General features: G+C 49.9%; 15 protein-coding genes, 1 tRNA gene and 1 pseudogene. 10 read left to right on the top strand and 7 right to left on the bottom strand.

Features of this window, described 5'->3' with window-relative positions:
• Positions 1–93: 93 nt before the first annotated feature.
• From CVE23_RS09530 to yejK, 3 genes are all read right to left on the bottom strand, one after another.
• Entirely contained in the window at positions 94–828 is a 735-nt protein-coding gene (locus tag CVE23_RS09530; protein WP_038659577.1) for a LytR/AlgR family response regulator transcription factor, read from the bottom strand.
• Between the two features lie 25 nt (positions 829–853).
• Positions 854–2,554 carry a sensor histidine kinase gene (locus CVE23_RS09525; RefSeq protein ID WP_038918786.1) on the bottom strand — a complete coding sequence of 567 codons (1,701 nt, stop codon included), beginning with the start codon at positions 2,552–2,554 and terminating at the stop codon, positions 854–856.
• A gap of 141 nt (positions 2,555–2,695) precedes the next feature.
• Entirely contained in the window at positions 2,696–3,706 is a 1,011-nt protein-coding gene (yejK, locus tag CVE23_RS09520; RefSeq protein ID WP_100849412.1) for a nucleoid-associated protein YejK, read from the bottom strand.
• A gap of 161 nt (positions 3,707–3,867) precedes the next feature.
• On the opposite strand from yejK, the gene CVE23_RS09515 reads away from it, so the two are divergent.
• The 7 genes from CVE23_RS09515 (at position 3,868) to CVE23_RS09485 (ending at position 11,879) form a co-directional block, all read left to right on the top strand.
• Entirely contained in the window at positions 3,868–4,098 is a 231-nt protein-coding gene (locus CVE23_RS09515; protein ID WP_013317597.1) for a YejL family protein, read from the top strand.
• Positions 4,099–4,111: 13 nt separating this feature from the next.
• Complete coding sequence (yejM, locus tag CVE23_RS09510) at positions 4,112–5,884, top strand: LPS biosynthesis-modulating metalloenzyme YejM (protein ID WP_100849411.1); 1,773 nt, start codon at positions 4,112–4,114, stop codon at positions 5,882–5,884.
• A gap of 78 nt (positions 5,885–5,962) precedes the next feature.
• Positions 5,963–6,039: transfer RNA gene (locus tag CVE23_RS09505), tRNA-Pro, on the top strand.
• A 187-nt stretch (positions 6,040–6,226) separates the two neighbouring features.
• Positions 6,227–7,477 carry an integrase domain-containing protein gene (locus tag CVE23_RS09500; protein WP_100849410.1) on the top strand — a complete coding sequence of 417 codons (1,251 nt, stop codon included), beginning with the start codon at positions 6,227–6,229 and terminating at the stop codon, positions 7,475–7,477.
• A gap of 211 nt (positions 7,478–7,688) precedes the next feature.
• Positions 7,689–8,258, top strand: coding sequence for a hypothetical protein (locus tag CVE23_RS09495; RefSeq protein WP_225623146.1), 570 nt, complete (start codon positions 7,689–7,691; stop codon positions 8,256–8,258).
• Between the two features lie 42 nt (positions 8,259–8,300).
• A protein-coding gene (locus tag CVE23_RS09490; RefSeq protein ID WP_100849408.1) for an IS3 family transposase occupies positions 8,301–9,412 on the top strand; the annotation gives its coding sequence in 2 pieces (ribosomal slippage) (positions 8,301–8,562 and positions 8,562–9,412; 1,113 coding nt in all).
• 469 nt (positions 9,413–9,881) lie between these two features.
• Positions 9,882–11,879, top strand: a complete 1,998-nt coding sequence (locus CVE23_RS09485; protein ID WP_100849407.1) for an nSTAND1 domain-containing NTPase — start codon at positions 9,882–9,884, stop codon at positions 11,877–11,879.
• A 296-nt stretch (positions 11,880–12,175) separates the two neighbouring features.
• On the opposite strand, the gene CVE23_RS09480 is transcribed toward CVE23_RS09485, so the two are convergent.
• The 3 genes and pseudogenes from CVE23_RS09480 to CVE23_RS09470 all read right to left on the bottom strand — a co-directional run.
• Complete coding sequence (locus CVE23_RS09480) at positions 12,176–12,559, bottom strand: Insecticidal toxin complex protein tccz (protein WP_100849406.1); 384 nt, start codon at positions 12,557–12,559, stop codon at positions 12,176–12,178.
• Positions 12,560–12,859: 300 nt separating this feature from the next.
• Positions 12,860–13,285 carry a glutaredoxin-dependent arsenate reductase gene (gene arsC, locus CVE23_RS09475; protein ID WP_038918777.1) on the bottom strand — a complete coding sequence of 142 codons (426 nt, stop codon included), beginning with the start codon at positions 13,283–13,285 and terminating at the stop codon, positions 12,860–12,862.
• Between the two features lie 43 nt (positions 13,286–13,328).
• Positions 13,329–13,547: pseudogene (locus tag CVE23_RS09470) on the bottom strand (ArsB/NhaD family transporter); the annotation flags it as partial.
• A 464-nt stretch (positions 13,548–14,011) separates the two neighbouring features.
• On the opposite strand from CVE23_RS09470, the gene CVE23_RS09465 reads away from it, so the two are divergent.
• Positions 14,012–15,034: a sensor domain-containing diguanylate cyclase gene (locus CVE23_RS09465; protein WP_100849405.1), complete on the top strand. Its 1,023-nt coding sequence runs from the start codon at positions 14,012–14,014 to the stop codon at positions 15,032–15,034.
• 684 nt (positions 15,035–15,718) lie between these two features.
• Positions 15,719–16,183 (top strand): protease inhibitor I42 family protein, encoded by a 465-nt coding sequence (locus tag CVE23_RS09460; RefSeq protein WP_225623145.1) that lies wholly within the window; start codon positions 15,719–15,721, stop codon positions 16,181–16,183.
• Positions 16,184–16,260: 77 nt separating this feature from the next.
• Here CVE23_RS09460 and CVE23_RS09455 read toward each other — a convergent pair whose 3' ends face one another.
• Complete coding sequence (locus tag CVE23_RS09455; protein WP_197724543.1) at positions 16,261–16,677, bottom strand: winged helix-turn-helix transcriptional regulator; 417 nt, start codon at positions 16,675–16,677, stop codon at positions 16,261–16,263.
• A 183-nt stretch (positions 16,678–16,860) separates the two neighbouring features.
• On the opposite strand from CVE23_RS09455, the gene CVE23_RS09450 reads away from it, so the two are divergent.
• A complete protein-coding gene (locus CVE23_RS09450; RefSeq protein ID WP_100849404.1) occupies positions 16,861–17,286 on the top strand; it encodes a MoaF-related domain-containing protein in 426 nt (141 codons plus the stop codon).
• Positions 17,287–17,318 lie beyond the last annotated feature (32 nt).

The following is a 17,318-nucleotide window of genomic DNA, read 5'->3' as shown; positions in this document are numbered from 1 at the left end:
AATAAGGGCATGAACGGCATGAATCAGGGAATGAAATGCATCCAGGACGGTATCAATGACATTGAAGACATTTCATGCCTGGCCTATTTGTTGTTACAGCCGCATCAGTTGGCGAAACTCCCGCACTTTGCTGCGGCTGACCGGTACCTGAAAATCCAGGTCGCTCAGTTTGAGAATATAGGTGTTGTTGAACCAGGGTTCGATCTCGCGGATCTTGCTCAGGTTGACGCAGTACGAACGATGACACCGGAAAAAATAGGCTTCCGGCAACCGGCTACAAAACTCGGTGATGTTCATCGACATCACGAACTCGTCACGCCGGGTATAGACAAAGGTCAGTTTTTCGTGGGATTCGGCGTAATAGATATCGTGAATATTGGTGACGATAATCCGTTTATCTTTGACCAGATTGATGGTCATCGGCGCCGGGCGGTTATCGCCGCCGGCATGGGTAGGCAACTGCTGTTGCTGCCAGGCCGCCTCAAGTTTTTGCAGCATGCCGACAATGCGGGTTTCATGGTAGGGCTTGAGGATATAGTCGAACGCTTCCAGTTCAAACGCCTCCACCGCATGATTTTTATACGCGGTGATGAAGACGATCAATGGCTTATGGGCAAACTGGCTGATGTTTTTCGCCAGCATCACCCCATCCAGCGATGGAATGTTGATATCAAGGAAGATCACATCCACCCGGTTATCCTGCAGGTATTTCAGCACATCGAGGCCATCGTCAAACACGGCGTCGACCTCGATCTGACTGTGTTGTTTAATCAGCCAGCTCAGCTCCTGCTGCGCCAGAAATTCATCTTCGACAATGATCGCTTTCACGCTTTTCTCCTACCGCCAGCCCCGTTCACGAGGGAAACGCCACCATACTGTCCGAACGGTTGACGTTGTCCCGGGTGATAAAAAATTCAATTTCCGTGCCGGGGTTGAGCCGGCGAATCCGCAGCCCCTCACCATACAGCAGTTTAATCCGGTGATGCACATTGAGCAGGCCAATCTTGTTGCCCGGCAGTTCATTGCGCTCGACGCGGGCGATCACCTCATCACTGATGCCGCTGCCGGTATCCCGAACCGCCACCCGAATGCGTTCCCCTTGCTCCTGAATACTCAGCGTCACCACGCCTTTGCCTTTACAAGGCCGGATGCCGTGCACAATCGCGTTTTCAATCAGCGGCTGAATCAACAGGCTGGGAATATGGCAACTGACTTCTTCATCAATGTCGTAAATCACCGTCAGCTTGTCGCCGAAACGGGCCTGCTCAATGGCGATGTAATCCTTGACCTGATAAAGCTCGCTTTTGATATCAATCAGTTCCTCGTCATTGCGCTCCAGGTTATAGCGCAGATAACGCGACAAATTGATAATCAGCTGACGCGCCGTATCCGGGTTCAGCCGGATAGAGGTGGAAATGGCATTAAGCGCATTAAACAGGAAATGCGGGTTGATTTTACTTTGCAGCGCCCGCAATTCGGCCCGGTTGGCCATATCGCGCAATTGTTCGGCCCGCGAGACTTCAAGCTGGGTGGAAATGATCTGCGACAGCCCGATCGCCATCTCTTTCAGCGACCAGGTGATACGATGCGCCCGCCGGTAATAGATCTTGAGCGTGCCGGTCACTTCGCCCTTTTCCCGCAGCGGAATCACGATCATCGAATGAATTTCCGGGGTACGGTAGGCCTCATCGTTATTTTTGATGATGATCTTCCCGCTCTTTAACGCCAGTTGGGTGGTCGGGCTGAGATCGCGATCGCCGCTGTGGTAATTCTCCTCCCCTACCCCAACGTAGGCCAGTACCTGCGAAGTATTGGTGATCGCCACCGCGTCGGCATCGATGTCACGGCGGATAATATCGCATACCGTACTCAATGACTGGCTATTGATATGGCGGAATAGAGGTAGCGTTTTGTTGGCGATATCCAGCGCCAGTTTGGCCTGTTGGGCGGCAATCGCCTCCTTTTCCCCTTCCACGCTGCGCACCAGCAGCACAATCAGGCCAATGCTGACCGCCCCCAGAATCATCGGAATAGCGATGTGGGCGACGATATCCAGCCCCAGCGAGAACGGCCGCGCCCACAGCACCACCAGCAACATGGTCAGCGACTCGCACAGCATGCCGCCGGCAATGCCCACGCTCCAGTGGCGATCGCGCGGAATACGCCGGTGAATCCAGGCGGACATAAACCCGGCCACAATACTGGTGATCAGACAAGGTATCGAGGTAATGCCATGAATATCGATCAGATAGCGGTGCACACCGGCGATGACCCCGGTGGTGATGCCGACCCACGGCCCAAACAGGATACCGCCGGACATCACCGCCACCACCCTTACGTTGACCAGCGAACCTTCCACATTGATACCGGACCAGGTGCTAAACAGCGCGAACAGAGAAAAAATAGCGGTGACCACGGCCAGGTCAAAGCGGGAATGCTCGTCCTGCTGAAGCAACTGGCGGAAATGACGGGTTCGCGTCAGGAAAAACAGGCAAATAAGCATCAATGCCGCACGGTCGTACACCGCCAGCAACATGTCAAAGGTCGAACGCACGGGAATCTCACAACACAAGCAGTCGAATGCCCATCATAAAACAGCGGGCAAGCGCTGCCAAACCGGTTTACAGGCAGGGATAGCCCCTGCCTGAACGCGCCGCTCGCCGCACACGGCGGAAAACGGGCCGAAGAAAAAAAATCAGCGCTCGCCGCCGCCAAGCCGGCGCTGTAATTGATCGCGAAGATTAGGCGGCGTGCCTTTGATGGTCAGGGTATCGGTAGCCGCATCCCAGAAAATGCGTTCGCCCAGCAACAGCGCGTCAAAATTGATGCTAAGCCCGCCGCCGCTGCCGGCGAACTTGGTCAACTGGCGCAGCGTGCCGCGATCCGCCGGAAAACTCTCTTCCAGCTCATAGCCCTGCTCGGCCGTGAACGCCTGAAACGTCTTGTCGCCCAGCGGCGGCAACTCGTTCGACAGCGCTTCCAGTTCAATCTCTTCGCCCGCCTGCAACTGCTCGTTGCAGTAACTGTACACTTGCTGACGGTATTGCTGACGCTCGTTCTTGTCCAGTTCGGCGTCGGCGCAATAGTCATCCACCGCCTTTAGCAGCCCCTTGTTCTGCGCTTTGGTATCCAGCCCTTCCGCCGCAGCCAGAAAATCCATGAAAAAATCAGATACTTTGCGGCCGACACGGCCTTTGAGGAAGGTCAGGTAGCGGGTCGACTCCGGGCTGGTTTCCCATTCGGTCAGGTCGATGCGCGCCACGATATCCGCATGGTGGATGTCCAGATAATGGGTACTGCTGATATCCAGCTGTTCGTTGACCCGCAGGCTGTTGCAGCTGTTCAGCACCGCAATCAGCAGGTACTCCACCGCCAGGTAGCGATACTGACAGAACAGCACCACGCCGCCTTCGGCGAACGGGTATTTGGCCAGTTCATCACGTAACCGGCCGGTGGCGGCGCGGGAGAATGCCAGAAAGTCATCATCGCCCTTGCGACAGGAACGCAATGCCGTCGCCAGTTCGCTCTCTTCATTAAACAGGCCGTACGCCTTGCTTTTGGCGCTGTAAACGCGGTGCAGTTCCGCCATCATATCGCTGACCGCACCGTTCACGGTCAACAGCGAATCCCGCAGCACCATATCCAGTGACTGCTCGTCGCGCTTGATCAACTGGTGCAGGGCAATCTGGTCGATATCCAGACTCATGGTAAACTCTCCTTCTAGTAAGGCGCGTATTCAAGCACCTGACGTTTCGGCATGCAACTCAAAGCATCCCGGTTCTGACGATCATCATTGATAAAAGTGCGGAAAACCACGCCCCTATACGGTAATATATTTGCCTTTCATCACCTGAGATACACGATTTTATGCCACAATCATCCCGTTACAGTGACGAGCAAATCGAACAGCTGCTGTCTGATCTGGTCAATGTGCTGGAAAAGCACCACACCCCGACCGATCTCGCACTGATGGTGCTCGGCAACATGGTCACCAATCTGCTCAATACCAGCATCGCTAATCCGAAACAACGCGAAGCGCTGGCTGGCTCGTTTGCCGACGCGTTGCAGGCGTCCATAAAAACCAACGACATCCACTGATACCGGCCCGTTTATGGTAACCAACCGTCCGCGCTACCGTGAAAAAGTCTCCCAGATGATCAGCTGGGGGCACTGGTTCGCCCTGTTCAACATTCTGCTCGCGCTGGGGCTGGGTAGCCGCTATCTGTTCGTTGCCGACTGGCCGTCGTCGCTGGCCGGGCGAGTCTATTCGCTGGTAAGTTGGCTGGGACATTTCAGCTTTATCGGTTTTTCAGCCTACCTGCTGATCATTTTCCCGCTGACATTTATTGTGATGTCGCAGCGCTTGCTGCGCTTCCTGTCCGCCGCGCTCGCCACCACCGGGCAGACGCTGCTGATTGTCGATGCCGCGGTGTTCGGCCGCTTCCATTTGCATCTGAACATGACCGTCTGGGATCTGGTGACCAACCCGGATCAAAGCGAGATGGTGCGCGACTGGCAGTTGCTGTTTATCAGCGTGCCGGTGATCTTCATGGTAGAGATGCTGTTCGGCACCTGGTGCTGGCAGAAGTTACGCAGTCTGGGTCGCCGCCATTTCGCCAAGCCGCTGGCGGCGGTATTCATCGTCGCGTTTTGCCTGTCTCACCTGATGTACATCTGGGCGGACGCCAACTTCTACCGGCCGATTACCATGCAGCGCGCCAATCTGCCGCTCTCCTACCCGATGACGGCGCGTCGTTTCCTGGAAAAACACGGCCTGCTCAACGCGCAGGAGTATGAACGTCGTCTGGCGTTGCAGGGCAACCCCGACGCGGTATCGGTGGAATACCCGCTCAGCGACATCAGCTTCCGCGACGCCGGCAGCGGCTACAACCTGCTGCTGGTGGTGATGGACAGCGTACCGGATCAGGATACGCCCCGCTCCATGCCTAATCTGGCGCGCTTCGCCGAAGCAAACGTACGCTTCAGCAACCATTTCAGCGCCGGAACCCAGCAGGATGGCGGTCTGTTCAACCTGTTTTATGGCATCTCCACCACCTACATGGATGGCGTGCTGGGCAGCAGCAAACCGTCGGCGCTGATCAACGCACTGAGCCAGCAGGGCTACCAGTTCGGCCTGTTCTCGGCCAGCGGATTCAGCAGCCCGCTTTACCGTCAGGCGTTGTTGTCCGACTTTTCGCTGCCGCCGGCACAGCCGCAGAGCGATGAGGCCATTACCACCCAGTGGACCAAATGGCTGGATAACAATACCGATGCACGCTCTCCGTGGTTCTCGTTTATCGAATTCAACCACAGTGAGCTTAGCAGCAACGGCCGCCCGGTTTCGGCCAACGACCAACAGCGCCGTTATCGTCAGGGCACCGCCAGCATTGATGAACAGATCGATCGCATCATCACTACGCTGCGCGAGAAGAACCTGCTCGACAAAACGGTGGTGGTGATTACTGCCGAGCAAAGCAGCGCCGAGCGTCTCAAAGACGACGACCCGTCGCCGATGAACCGCGAACATCGTCAGGTGCCGCTGGTCGTGCACTGGCCGGATACCCCGGCGCAGACCATCAGCAAAATGACCGACCCGAAAGACGTGATGACCACGCTGATGCAGCGTCTGCTGCATGTGAAAACCGCAACCGAGGATTACTCTCAGGGTGAGGACCTGTTCAGCGCCGAGCGCCGCACCAACTGGCTGCTCAACGGGGACAACAATGCGCTGACCATCATCACGCCACAGCAGGTTATTGTGTTGGGACGCAACGGCAACTACCGTGCTTACGACGCCAGCGGTCGGCTATTGCCAAACGAAAAACCCCAGCTGGGGCTGCTCTTGCAGGTGCTGACGACCGAACGGCGATTTATTGCCAACTAACTGCCTAAATCTAAAGCAGTCGTTCGGGGCGGCTATTGCAATCGGGTCAGGAAACGGTAGTATAGCGGCCCATAGCATCGGCACGTAGCGCAGCCTGGTAGCGCACCGTCATGGGGTGTCGGGGGTCGGAGGTTCAAATCCTCTCGTGCCGACCAAATACTACTTCCGTAAGTACCGGTTACTGACGGAAACCCCACAGAAACCCGCATCCTCTCTGAGTTTGCGGGTTTTTTGTTGCCTGTTATCTGCCGGGATACCCCGTTTACAGCCGGAAACTTTGGGACTACATTTGGGACTAAATCGGCATAGTCCCATAAAACCGCAGTCCCAAAGGTAACGATCATGGCAATTCAGGCAAAGCCCCTCACCAACACGGAAGTCAAAGCCGCCAAAGCGACGGATAAAGAATTGTCATTGCATGACGGCGGCGGGTTGCTGCTGTTCGTCAAACCATCTGGTACAAAAACCTGGCGCTTTCGCTATTACCATCCACAGACCAAAAAGCGGACTACGCTCACCTTTGGCAGTTATCCAGCGCTCTCTTTGGCCGACGCCCGCCAAATGCGCGAAGCAGCCAAAGCACTTTTAGAAAAAGGCATCGATCCGCAATTCCACCAGCAACAGCAGCGCGAACAAGAACAGGCCATCAACCAGAACACGTTCGCCAAAGTCGCCGCCGACTGGTATGAAGTGAAAAAATCTCAACCTCTGGCCGAGAACACCATCAAAGATATCTGGCGCTCATTGGAAAAATACGTGTTCCCGTTCATCGAAAACCAGCCCATTAGCCAGCTTACCGCCCGCCATTTCATCACCGCGCTGGAACCGATACAGGCCAGCGGCAAACTGGAAACCGTTAAACGGGTTAGCCAGCGTATTAACGAAGTGATGGACTATGCCGTTAACTCCGGCCTGATACCGGCTAACCCGGCGGCGAAGATCCGCAAAGCGTTTCAGACGCCGGTGAAAACCCATATGCCGACCATCCGACCAGAGGCATTACCTGGCCTGATGAAAACGCTATCGGTCGCCAGCATTGAGCTACAAACCCGGTTATTGATTGAATGGCAATTGCTGACCGTCGCCCGCCCGGCTGAAGCCGCAGAAACCCGCTGGAGCGAGATAGACCTTACGAATAGCACCTGGACAATCCCGGCTGGCCGCATGAAGATGCGCCGTGAGCACGTCATTCCCCTGCCCCCACAAGCGTTAGCCATTCTGGACGCAATGAAGCCAATCAGCGGCCACCGGGAATATCTGTTCCCTTCCGCTAAAGACCCGAAACAGCCGATGAACAGCCAAACCGCTAACGCCGCATTGCGTCGCATGGGCTACAAAGGCGTGCTGGTGTCCCACGGTTTGCGCGCTATCTTCAGTACCGCCGCCAACGAAGCAGGCTTCCCGCCGGACGTCATCGAAGCCGCGCTAGCTCACGTTGACACCAATGAAGTGCGCCGCGCTTACAACCGTTCCACCTATCTGGAGCAACGCAAGGTACTGATGTGCTGGTGGGGTGAGTTTGTTGAAACCGCCGCCACCGGTAAGGCGATGGCCGCAGACGGCGCAAAAGGGCTACGAGTGATTAACGCCTAGTACTGTTTATTTATACAGACATTTGTTGATTCCTGTTACAGCACTTCCTAAAATGGCGCTATCCGGTGAAAACCGATAGAAACCAGTACATTGCATTGGCCCTATCACCACGGGGCTTTGCATTCGACACTCTAGCCGAGGGAATATGCTGAAAATACCCAGACACATGCGGGGACTGATCGAGGTCACAGCACAACAGGTTGCTAGCGTTATGGCATCGCAAGGTAACGAAGATGCGCCTGTCTCTTACTGCGTTGATGACTTCCTGCCTGACTCCGTTCCCTATTACCACCATGAAGCTGAAACCGAAAACTATCTACAAACCATTTTTCAGGCGGTCAGATTTGGCGTAATAAAACCGATCCGCGCCTCAGCGACGCACGCATGGGGCGACACCACCAACATTTGGACAACCAAGATTGACGTAGACACTATCAATCAAAACACGGAAATTCACGATGCCACCTTCCTGGCTACCGAGATTTGGCCGTGGGCTAACCAATTACTTGCTGATGATTCACCCTGGTATGGCTTTTCCGATCCCAAAAAAGACACGCCATTACCAGAAAATTGGGGTGAATTCGCCAATCGTGATACCGCATTACTTCTTATCGCGGGTTTGGCAAAGGCGCTTGAAGGTAAAAGCGGTGGTGTTTATAAGTGGGGCAACAAGCTGAACCAGAAAAAACTGGCGGAAGATGCAGCGCTTGCGGTGAGTTGCGCACTTGGCACCGGTGAACCCGATGTAAGTATCCCGCTAAACCGAACCATTCACTTTTAGAGATCTTCCGACATACTGAGTATGTTCCCTGAGGAGATCGTCATGCGTAAAGCCCGATTCACTGAACACCAGATCATTGCCGTTTTGAAGTCCGTTGAAGCCGGACGTACCGTCAAGGATGTCTGCCGCGAAGCCGGCATTTCCGAAGCCAGCTATTACAACTGGAAAGCGAAGTTTGGCGGTATGGAAGCCTCTGATATCAAAAAGATGAAAGATCTGGAGGACGAAAATCGTCGTCTCAAACAGATGTTTGCCGATCTGAGTCTTGAGTGTCGTGCTCTGAAAGATGTCATCGAAAAAAAGCTTTAAAACCAGCGATAAAGCGTGAGCTCGTCAGTTACCTGACCGCGCAGTTTACGATGAGCATACGCCAGGCATGCAGGACATTATCGCTGAGCAGGACGGTGTATTTTTATCAGCCGGACACCTGTCGTGATGAACCGGTGATCCAGGCTCTGTCGGAGGTGGCTGAACGCTATCCCCGTTACGGCTTCAAGAAGCTGTTTCAGGTGCTGCGCAGGCAAGGCAATGCCTGGAATCATAAACGCGTTCACAGGATTTACTGCCTGCTTAAACTGAATTTTCGCCGAAAGGGAAAGCAACGTCTGCCGGTGCGCAATCCGACTCCGTTGGCGACGCCGGAAGCACTTAACCAGAGCTGGTCGATAGATTTTATGCATGATGCGCTGGTCTGCGGCAGACGCTTTCGGACCTTCAATGTAGTGGATGATTTTAACCGCGAGGCTCTCGCAATAGAAATCGATCTGAATATCCCGGCGCAGCGGGTGGTCAGAGTACTGGACAGGATCGTGGCAAACCGTGGTTATCCGCTGAACCTGCGGATGGACAATGGCCCGGAGCTAATCTCGCTGACTTTGGCGCAGTGGGCTGAAGAGCATGGCGTGATGCTGGAATTTATTAAACCGGGAAAACCAACGCAGAATGCCTTCATCGAACGTTTTAACCGAACGTACCGGACAGAAATACTGGATTTTTACCTGTTCAGAACACTGAATGAAGCGAGGGAAATCACAGAGCGCTGGCTGACGGAATACAACAGCGAGCGGCCTCATGAATCCCTGAATAACCTGACGCCGGAAGAATACCGGCTGATGGCCGAGGAACCGGAAATCTCAAAAAGTGTGTGGAACTAAAACGGGTGCGCTTACACCGACAAAACAGAATCTTTTCGTAAGTTAATTGGCGAAGCGCTGGCAGCCATGTCGTTTAGCCCAGACGCATAATTGACAATCACAGACAGAATAACGGCCAGATCAGATTCTGGCCGTTACCAAACCAACACCAATCATTGAGGTGCACAGCGGTTCGCACTGGGCTGGCGGGTGCGAACCAATGGAAACTGAGTGACATACACACAACAAACCATGAATTTAGTCGCAATCAAATTTCTATAATTGATTTTTTTATAAACAAAAAGGCACATAGATACAGGTAACATTATTTAAATGAAAATAATATGAATGATAAATAAATATGAAACTTGATCTATATTTCAAAGTGTATTATATAATTATGACGAATGACTATTAATTACTTAGTTTCCACACCAAGTTGTCAATATTAATTATTTAGTATTTTCTCCATATATTAACAAGGATAATTATGAGCGAAAAGACCACACCTGGCTTCCATCGTATGTTTAAAGACAATCATTTTACAGATGATGAAAAGAAAGCCATTAGAAGCTTATCCAGGGAGTTCTACATCACAAATGGAGGGGAGGAAATAAAATTAGGTTACAATAGTGTTTATAGATATATAATAATGAAACCAACGGAAATTTACAATGATATGTTTAACCTAGACAGGGAGATAATTGTTGTTTTCAGTGCATATGAAAACATTCAGGCACGAACACTAGATGTCTTTGACAACATATCAAGAAGGCACTCATCTCTTAGAATAGAGAAGATATGTAACGTTCTTGTAAGTGGAGATATTAATGTTGAGTCATCCATTGAATCATTAATAAAAAGCGAACCTGAGACTCAAGTAATAATACCATTTTCATATAGTGAATTAGAAAAAATTCACGATTCATTCTTTTTTAGAAATAGGTTTAGAAAATACTTTTACACTAGAGATTTATTCGCTTTTGAGGCTCCATTAAAAAAAGACATTTACTTTTTCGGAAGAACGGATTTAATCCAAGAGTTAATAAACAGGTTAAAAAGCGGAGAGAACTCCGGCTTATTTGGCTTAAGAAAAACAGGTAAAACATCTTTAATCAATGGAATTGAAAGAAACTTAATAAAAGAAGGAGTTAAAACAGTAATAATAGATTGTCAAGAAACATCTTTTAATCAAAGACGATGGTTCGAGGCATTGTACTTTCTATGTTTAAAAACAAAAGAATCGTTAGATGATGAAAGTATATCACTTCCATCTGAGATGAATTTTACAGAAAAAAATGCGGCCCGTATAACTGAGTTATTTTTAAAAGAAAACAAGGAAAAATCAGGCGGAACTATTTTCTTAATATTTGACGAAATTGAAAATATATCGCCAAGAACAGCACCAGCAGAACATTGGAGAAATGGAATAGATTTTGCCTTATTTTGGCAATCACTACGCTCAATTTTTCAACGAAACAACAAATTAATTTCATATCTAATTGTTGGTACAAACCCTACCTGTATAGAGGCTCCTAAGATAGAGAATATAGACAATCCCATATTCAACCATTTTACACCTATGTATATCCCTGGTTTTGGGTTAAAAGAAACCAGAGATATGATTCGAAAACTTGGAAAGAGAATGGGGTTACAGTTTGATGAGGGGATATATTTAAAACTAACAGAAGATTTTGGCGGTCATCCATTCATAATGAGACATGTGTGCAGTTTAATCTCGAAGTCATTTAGAGAGATTGAGCGACCAGTGGAAATAGGAAGACACTCTTACAAGAATGCAAAAGAGGAGTTTTCCCTTGGTCACTCCAATTACTTAGAAATGATTGTGAGTGTATTAAAAGATTACTATCCTGACGAATACGAAATGCTTTCATTATTAGCTAACGATGATCATTCAACATTTCAAGAATTTGCTGAATTGCACCCTTCTTATACATCACACCTCTTAGGATACGGTCTAATAAAAAAAGAGAGGGATTATTTTGACTTCAATATTGATTCTATAAGGGATTATTTATTGGACAAGTCAAAATACAAGAAGATAAAGCTATCAAATGATGAAATGTGGGCTGAAATATCGAAGAGAAGAAATAAGTCAGAAGTAAATCTTAGAAAACTAGTGAAGGTACTTTTAAGGGCAAACTTAGGGGTTACTGAAGCAAAAGAAAGATTACTTAATACATTAGGCGGAAGAAGAAAGACTGATTTAACACACTTATCTTATGATGATCTATTTTTACCTACAAAAGGCAATATATATTTCATTGATTTAGCAAAAATAATATCAACAAACTGGGACATATTCAAAAATTCATTTTCAAGAACAAAACAGGAAACATTTATGCAACTAGATTTCATCAATAAATCAAGAGCAGATGCACATGCAATGGATATCAGTGAGGATAAATTTTTATATTTTAGAGTTTGCATGAATAATTTAGAGGAAGATTTACTAGAGGCTATCTAAATAGCTACGCATAATCTTGCTACACTTTAGCCAGTCCATTCTTACTTCCAGAAAATGGGCTGGCTGGTGTGATTGATCTCTTCCCTTTGTTCAGTACCGGCATAAAGTAGAGTTTCCGGCCTGTCTTCTCCTGAAAAAAGAGATCATCCGTCATGAAAAAGTCACGATTTACCGAAGAGCAGATCGCGTTTGCCCTGAAACAGGCCGAAACCGGCATGTGAGGCACTACCTACACGTTACATCAGGCGCCGCAAGGTTAAACTTGTCCTTTCTGGCCCGTTGTTGCGATATTCAAATCACTCAAGGGATACGTTGTAGTCATCGATAACCCACATTAAAACTACTCTTGGTGTATCTTTTGTACTAATTCTGAAGCTGCGCTTCAGCCGCTGCACGATCATCACCGTAGAGAGTTCGTTACCCAAATATGAGATAGTCAATTTTTTCCCCATGTTCTTATCGGTAATATCCTCCAATTGCTCGCCACATCTATCCATAAGATAAATGCCTAAGCTATCCGCCCCCGTTTCATCCTGCCTCACGTAATGAATGGACTTTATGCACGACGAATCGAAGATATGATTTTGGGTTCCAACCGAAAATTTAAACTCCCCTTTTTCTGCATACGACGCAAATGGTATGAGTAAAGACAAACATAATAAGCCGATCTTACTAGACATTTTATCCTCTATTATGGGAGAAAAACCGCGATGGACCGCCCCAGGACATGGCGAAACCTCAGAAAGAAATTTGCGAACATAATAATACGCTTTGGTTGCATACCAACGTCCTGGATAGATGTGCCGGGCGATAATACCAGACGTTGAATTAAGCTTCGCACATTCATCTGTAAGTCACAGGGAAAACTGGCTTATGAAATGTGGTAAATGCTTAGCGTCTTTATCAGCAGCGCGTAAACGATGCTGCACAAACGAGTTTTCTCACGCACTTCCTGCACATTCCAGGTTTTCAATTCCATTCTATTCCACTCGCTTCCCGAATTGATCGACGACTATCTCGCCATCCTCTTTGGTAAATTCCCCTTGCTGCGCATCGGGTAAAATATCCAACACCACTTCTGACGGGCGGCACAAGCGGGTGCCAAGCGGCGTCACGACAATCGGGCGGTTGATAAGAATCGGGTGCGTCAGCATGAAGGAGATCAATTGCTCATCGCTGAACCTATCTTCGGCCAGCCCCAGTTGTGCATAAGGCTCTACATTTTGACGTAATAGCGCCCGGGGGCTGATCCCCATTGCGGAGATTAATCTGACCAGTTCGTCTCTCGACGGGGGTGTTTCAAGATAGTGAATGATGGTGGGTTCGACACCGCAATTACGAATCAGCGCCAGTGTATTACGGGAGGTTCCGCACGCGGGATTATGGTAGATGGTAATGTCTGTCATCGCTTTTCTCTTCAAACGGGTCTGCGGTGTACCACCGCGCAAGTCAGATGGAAAGATGCAGCGCCAGGGCGGTCAGCGTCACAAACAGTACAGGAAATGTCATCACCGCACCAACGCGAAAGTCATCTCCCCATTTGATACGGTTCTCTTTCTGCGCCAGTACGTGTAGCCACAGCAACGTAGCAAGGCTACCGATGGGTGTCAGCTTTGGTCCTAAATCACAGCCGATGATGTTGGCGCAAATCATCGCGTCACGGCTCACCAGTCAAAGCAGCCCGGCAAAGACAGCAGCAACCAGACTGACAGGCACGCCCAGCGGTTCTGGTACGAAAAAGTCAGTCAGCAACAAAACACCCCCGTTGTAAATCGTTCTCGTGCCGGCATGTATCAGCGCCGTCAGAATAATGAACAAGAGAGACAGTTCGCCGCGTTAACGAGAGTACGGGTCATCGGGAGCGGTTGACCGCAAGATTTACCCCTCAAATTTCCACAAAAAACGTCTATTCTGGTCGCCAATGTTGGTTACCATGGATGTCCGTTGCTACATGCACATAGACCCGCGGCTGCGATTAAACCGCATCAAAGCACAGTCGGAGAAAGTGTGATGTAGTGGATAACACGGACTCACAATCATAACAAAGAGAACCTGTGTCGCCGGTTGTTAAACATTAGCGTGTATCCGATGTGGTACGGTTGAGAACTTAAGGAACGGGGAGATTTGATTTCATGGCGGATAATCTGATTAAGCGCATTTCAGCCTCGCTGGAAACGGAAAAGACGTTGAAAGGGCTGGTCAGACAGTTACTGCAGACGCTTGAACTGGTGACGAATATGGAATCGACCTATCTTACGCGCATCGAGTCGGAGCGTAATCTGCAGCACGTTGTCTTCTCGCATAACAGCAAAAAGATGCAGATTCCTGAAGGGCTGTCGGTTCCCTGGGGAGATTCGTTGTGCAAACGGGCGCTGGATGAAGGACGACGCTATATGTGCAACGTGCCAGAACACTGGGGAGACTCGCAAGCCGCGCGAGAACTCGATATCGCAGCCTATGTCAGTACGCCCGTGCTGTTAGACGACGGTTCGCTATACGGTACGCTCTGTGCCGCCAGTACGCAAAATCAACCGATTAACGAACGCAGCCAGCAAATCCTGCAGCTTTTTGCCGAACTGATCGCGCAGTACATTCAGAAAGAACAGCTGTTGCAGCAACTGCAGGAAGCGAATGAAGCGCTGACCACCGTTTCTTATACCGATGAGTTGACCCGGCTGCCAAACCGTCGTTCCATTTTTAATCAGCTACATCAGCTTTTTTCGCGGGCGCACTATACCGGGCGATACGTCATTATTGCGTTTGTTGATCTGGATGGTTTCAAGCACATTAATGATCATTACGGGCATAAGGTTGGCGATACCTTCCTGTTTGAAGTCGGTCAACGTCTGCAACAGGGGATACGCGCCGGCGACGTGCTTGGGCGTCTGGGCGGCGATGAATTTATCGTGGCGGGCTTTGGCGCGGCAACCCTTGCGGAATCGCTGACCATCTCACAGTCTCTCAAGACGCGGCTGACGGCGCGGTTGATAGGGTGCTTTGAGCTTAACACCTGCCGCATCGATTACGCCGGAGCCAGTATCGGGGCGATTGCGGTTAATCCGGTAACGGTCACCCCAGATGATGCGATGCGAGAAGCGGATGCAGTCATGTACGAAGAGAAGAAACGCCGGAAAAGCGTACAACTGTGCATGTAAACGCAAAGAGAGAAACGCCCGTCAGCAACTGGGCGTTTATTATAACAGACCAATGAACTCATCTCTCTTTCAGCCGAATAACCGGAAAAAAATAAACGGATGGTATCGAATTTTTCATCTGCCGATTGAATTTTTCGTCTGCTGATTGAAAGCGCATTGAAGGAATAATTAAAGCGCAGCCCATTATACTAAGCACGTCCCTGCCGGCAGAAATCAGGCACCCCAGCGTGTACTGAAAAATCAATATAATGCGCCATACAATAAAGTGTGTTTTCATCAGCGAACGCCGCAGGCGGAGTAAGTGATAGAGTCAGATAAACGCCCCGGCAGCGCCAATATACTACTCATTACGCGGATCATTATTTACCGCACCAACAGCACATTGGTTTATTAATAAAATTTAAATAATTCTATCTCTGCCGTTTTTATTCTTTATATAGTCATCACGGAAAATAACCCTGCACGACGAATAATGTCGTCACAATACAATTCACGCGCCACGCTAAGATATTTAGGTGATATTAATTTGCCATTTTCACATCTTGTGCCATCTTTTATAAAACATAAAATAACCTTATTTGTGAGGTAACCCTATGTCGCTACACATTTATTATCCTTCTGTGGTTTTCCCGCCATCTTCGTTGCCTGAACACAGAGTGTCCTCTTCTTATATCGCTGATTATCATGGCGAGTATTACTACCTGCCCATGCAAAAACATGGGCCATAATCACCAATATGCAGGCCGTATTTTACTGTATTCACGATTATCTCTGGAGAACTTCATGAAAAGATTCGCTTTTGCAGTTGGTTTGATGTTCCCGCTGAGCGTCATGGCAGCCACGGCTGTCGATAATCAGCATAAAGAAACCAAAGTCGGCGAGCAGTTTGAAGTGACGCTGCCGGCCAACCCCAGCACCGGTTATACCTGGGCGATTAAAAAATTGCCGGATATCGTCGTGCTGACCGGCAAAACCTACAAACCCGGCGCCGACTGCCACGACAAAGTCGGATGCGGCGGCCATGAGATGTTTCACTTCAAGGCGGTGAAAGCAGGTACAGGCGAAATCGACCTGTCCTATGCCCGCCCGTGGGAAAAACAACCTCAGCCTGATGATAAAGAAGCGGTTATTAAGGTGACCGTCAAGTAACGCTCGCTTGTCGTTGGGCGACGTTTGGTACACTCGGCGTCCAACGCCCTCGCCTGACGGCATCCGTTAGCGTCGTATTACTCCTCCGCGCCAGACATCGTTTGCTGGCGCGTATCCCATTGCGCCTGCGCGGCCAGCACCGCATCAATGTTCTTTTCGGCCCAGTGCGCCAGCGTAGCGACTGTTTCCGTCAGCGTATCGCCCAGCGGGGTCAACGCATACTCGACCGTGACCGGCACCGTATTGAACACCTGACGCGAAATCAGCCCATCCCGCTCCAGCTTACGCAACGTCTGGGTCAACATCTTTTGCGTAATCCCTTTGATGCCGCGCTTCAGCGCATTAAACCGAACAGGTGTGTGCGTTTGTTCCAGCCGTGCCAGCACCAGCAATGCCCATTTGTCCGCCAATCGCTCCAGCACCATACGGGTAGGACAACGATCCTCATAAATATCATAGACATATTTCACTTCTTCCTGCTCTGTCGCCGCCATATAGGTACCCCCGAGTAAACTAAGTCTCACGCGGGTGCGTTCTTCCGCCCCACCTGAATAAGGTTTATAAACATACTTAGTCTATCTCAGAAACCTGATTAACGGCGAGAGCACGGGCAAACGCCCTTCTGCACCGATTCAAGCATCGTCGTGATTTTTCACCTGTAAAATGAAGGATATGTAATGACATTCAACGCATTATCGAAAAAATTCGCCGGCAATATGCTGCTGCTGGCAGCCCTGACTGGCGTCAGCCTGACCACGATGGCCGCGTCTCAAGATCCGCATGCCGTTGCGGTGGCTAGCGATGCAGAATTTGTCGCGGTAGGTAAATCCTACAATGTCGATTTTGGCGACCAGAAGTTCCGTCTGGATTTCACCTCAGCCAAAGAGATGGTTTTCACCTCTCCGGATGGTAAGAATACGGCAAAAGTGGATATTACCGTCACGCCGATCGGCCATGACGTCTATATGATTTACTGGTCGCGCCGGGCCGGGCAACATGTTGTCCATGTAGATGATTTCCGCAACGGCATCGCCTATACCAATATCTTCCTGCCAGACGGTTCGGCTTCCCGCCGCAAAGGCACGCTGGTCGAAATTAAATAATCCAGACAGATAACGGCCGGGCGACGCATGTT

It is taken from the genome of Dickeya fangzhongdai (assembly GCF_002812485.1).
Classification (GTDB): Bacteria; Pseudomonadota; Gammaproteobacteria; order Enterobacterales; family Enterobacteriaceae; genus Dickeya; species Dickeya fangzhongdai.
Note: the sequence above shows the minus strand (reverse complement) of the source record. Positions and strands in the feature narration are given on the sequence as shown.

What these genes read in the sequence shown, in the direction of transcription:
- yejK (WP_100849412.1), bottom strand. Translation starts at nt 3,706, where the DNA reads ATGAGTCTGGATATCGACCAGATTGCCCTGCACCAGTTGATCAAGCGC.
- CVE23_RS09515 (WP_013317597.1), top strand. Translation starts at nt 3,868, where the DNA reads ATGCCACAATCATCCCGTTACAGTGACGAGCAAATCGAACAGCTGCTG.
- yejM (WP_100849411.1), top strand. Translation starts at nt 4,112, where the DNA reads ATGGTAACCAACCGTCCGCGCTACCGTGAAAAAGTCTCCCAGATGATC.
- CVE23_RS09500 (WP_100849410.1), top strand. Translation starts at nt 6,227, where the DNA reads ATGGCAATTCAGGCAAAGCCCCTCACCAACACGGAAGTCAAAGCCGCC.
- CVE23_RS09495 (WP_225623146.1), top strand. Translation starts at nt 7,689, where the DNA reads ATGGCATCGCAAGGTAACGAAGATGCGCCTGTCTCTTACTGCGTTGAT.
- CVE23_RS09485 (WP_100849407.1), top strand. Translation starts at nt 9,882, where the DNA reads ATGAGCGAAAAGACCACACCTGGCTTCCATCGTATGTTTAAAGACAAT.
- CVE23_RS09480 (WP_100849406.1), bottom strand. Translation starts at nt 12,559, where the DNA reads ATGTCTAGTAAGATCGGCTTATTATGTTTGTCTTTACTCATACCATTT.
- arsC (WP_038918777.1), bottom strand. Translation starts at nt 13,285, where the DNA reads ATGACAGACATTACCATCTACCATAATCCCGCGTGCGGAACCTCCCGT.
- CVE23_RS09465 (WP_100849405.1), top strand. Translation starts at nt 14,012, where the DNA reads ATGGCGGATAATCTGATTAAGCGCATTTCAGCCTCGCTGGAAACGGAA.
- CVE23_RS09460 (WP_225623145.1), top strand. Translation starts at nt 15,719, where the DNA reads ATGGCGAGTATTACTACCTGCCCATGCAAAAACATGGGCCATAATCAC.
- CVE23_RS09455 (WP_197724543.1), bottom strand. Translation starts at nt 16,677, where the DNA reads ATGGCGGCGACAGAGCAGGAAGAAGTGAAATATGTCTATGATATTTAT.
- CVE23_RS09450 (WP_100849404.1), top strand. Translation starts at nt 16,861, where the DNA reads ATGACATTCAACGCATTATCGAAAAAATTCGCCGGCAATATGCTGCTG.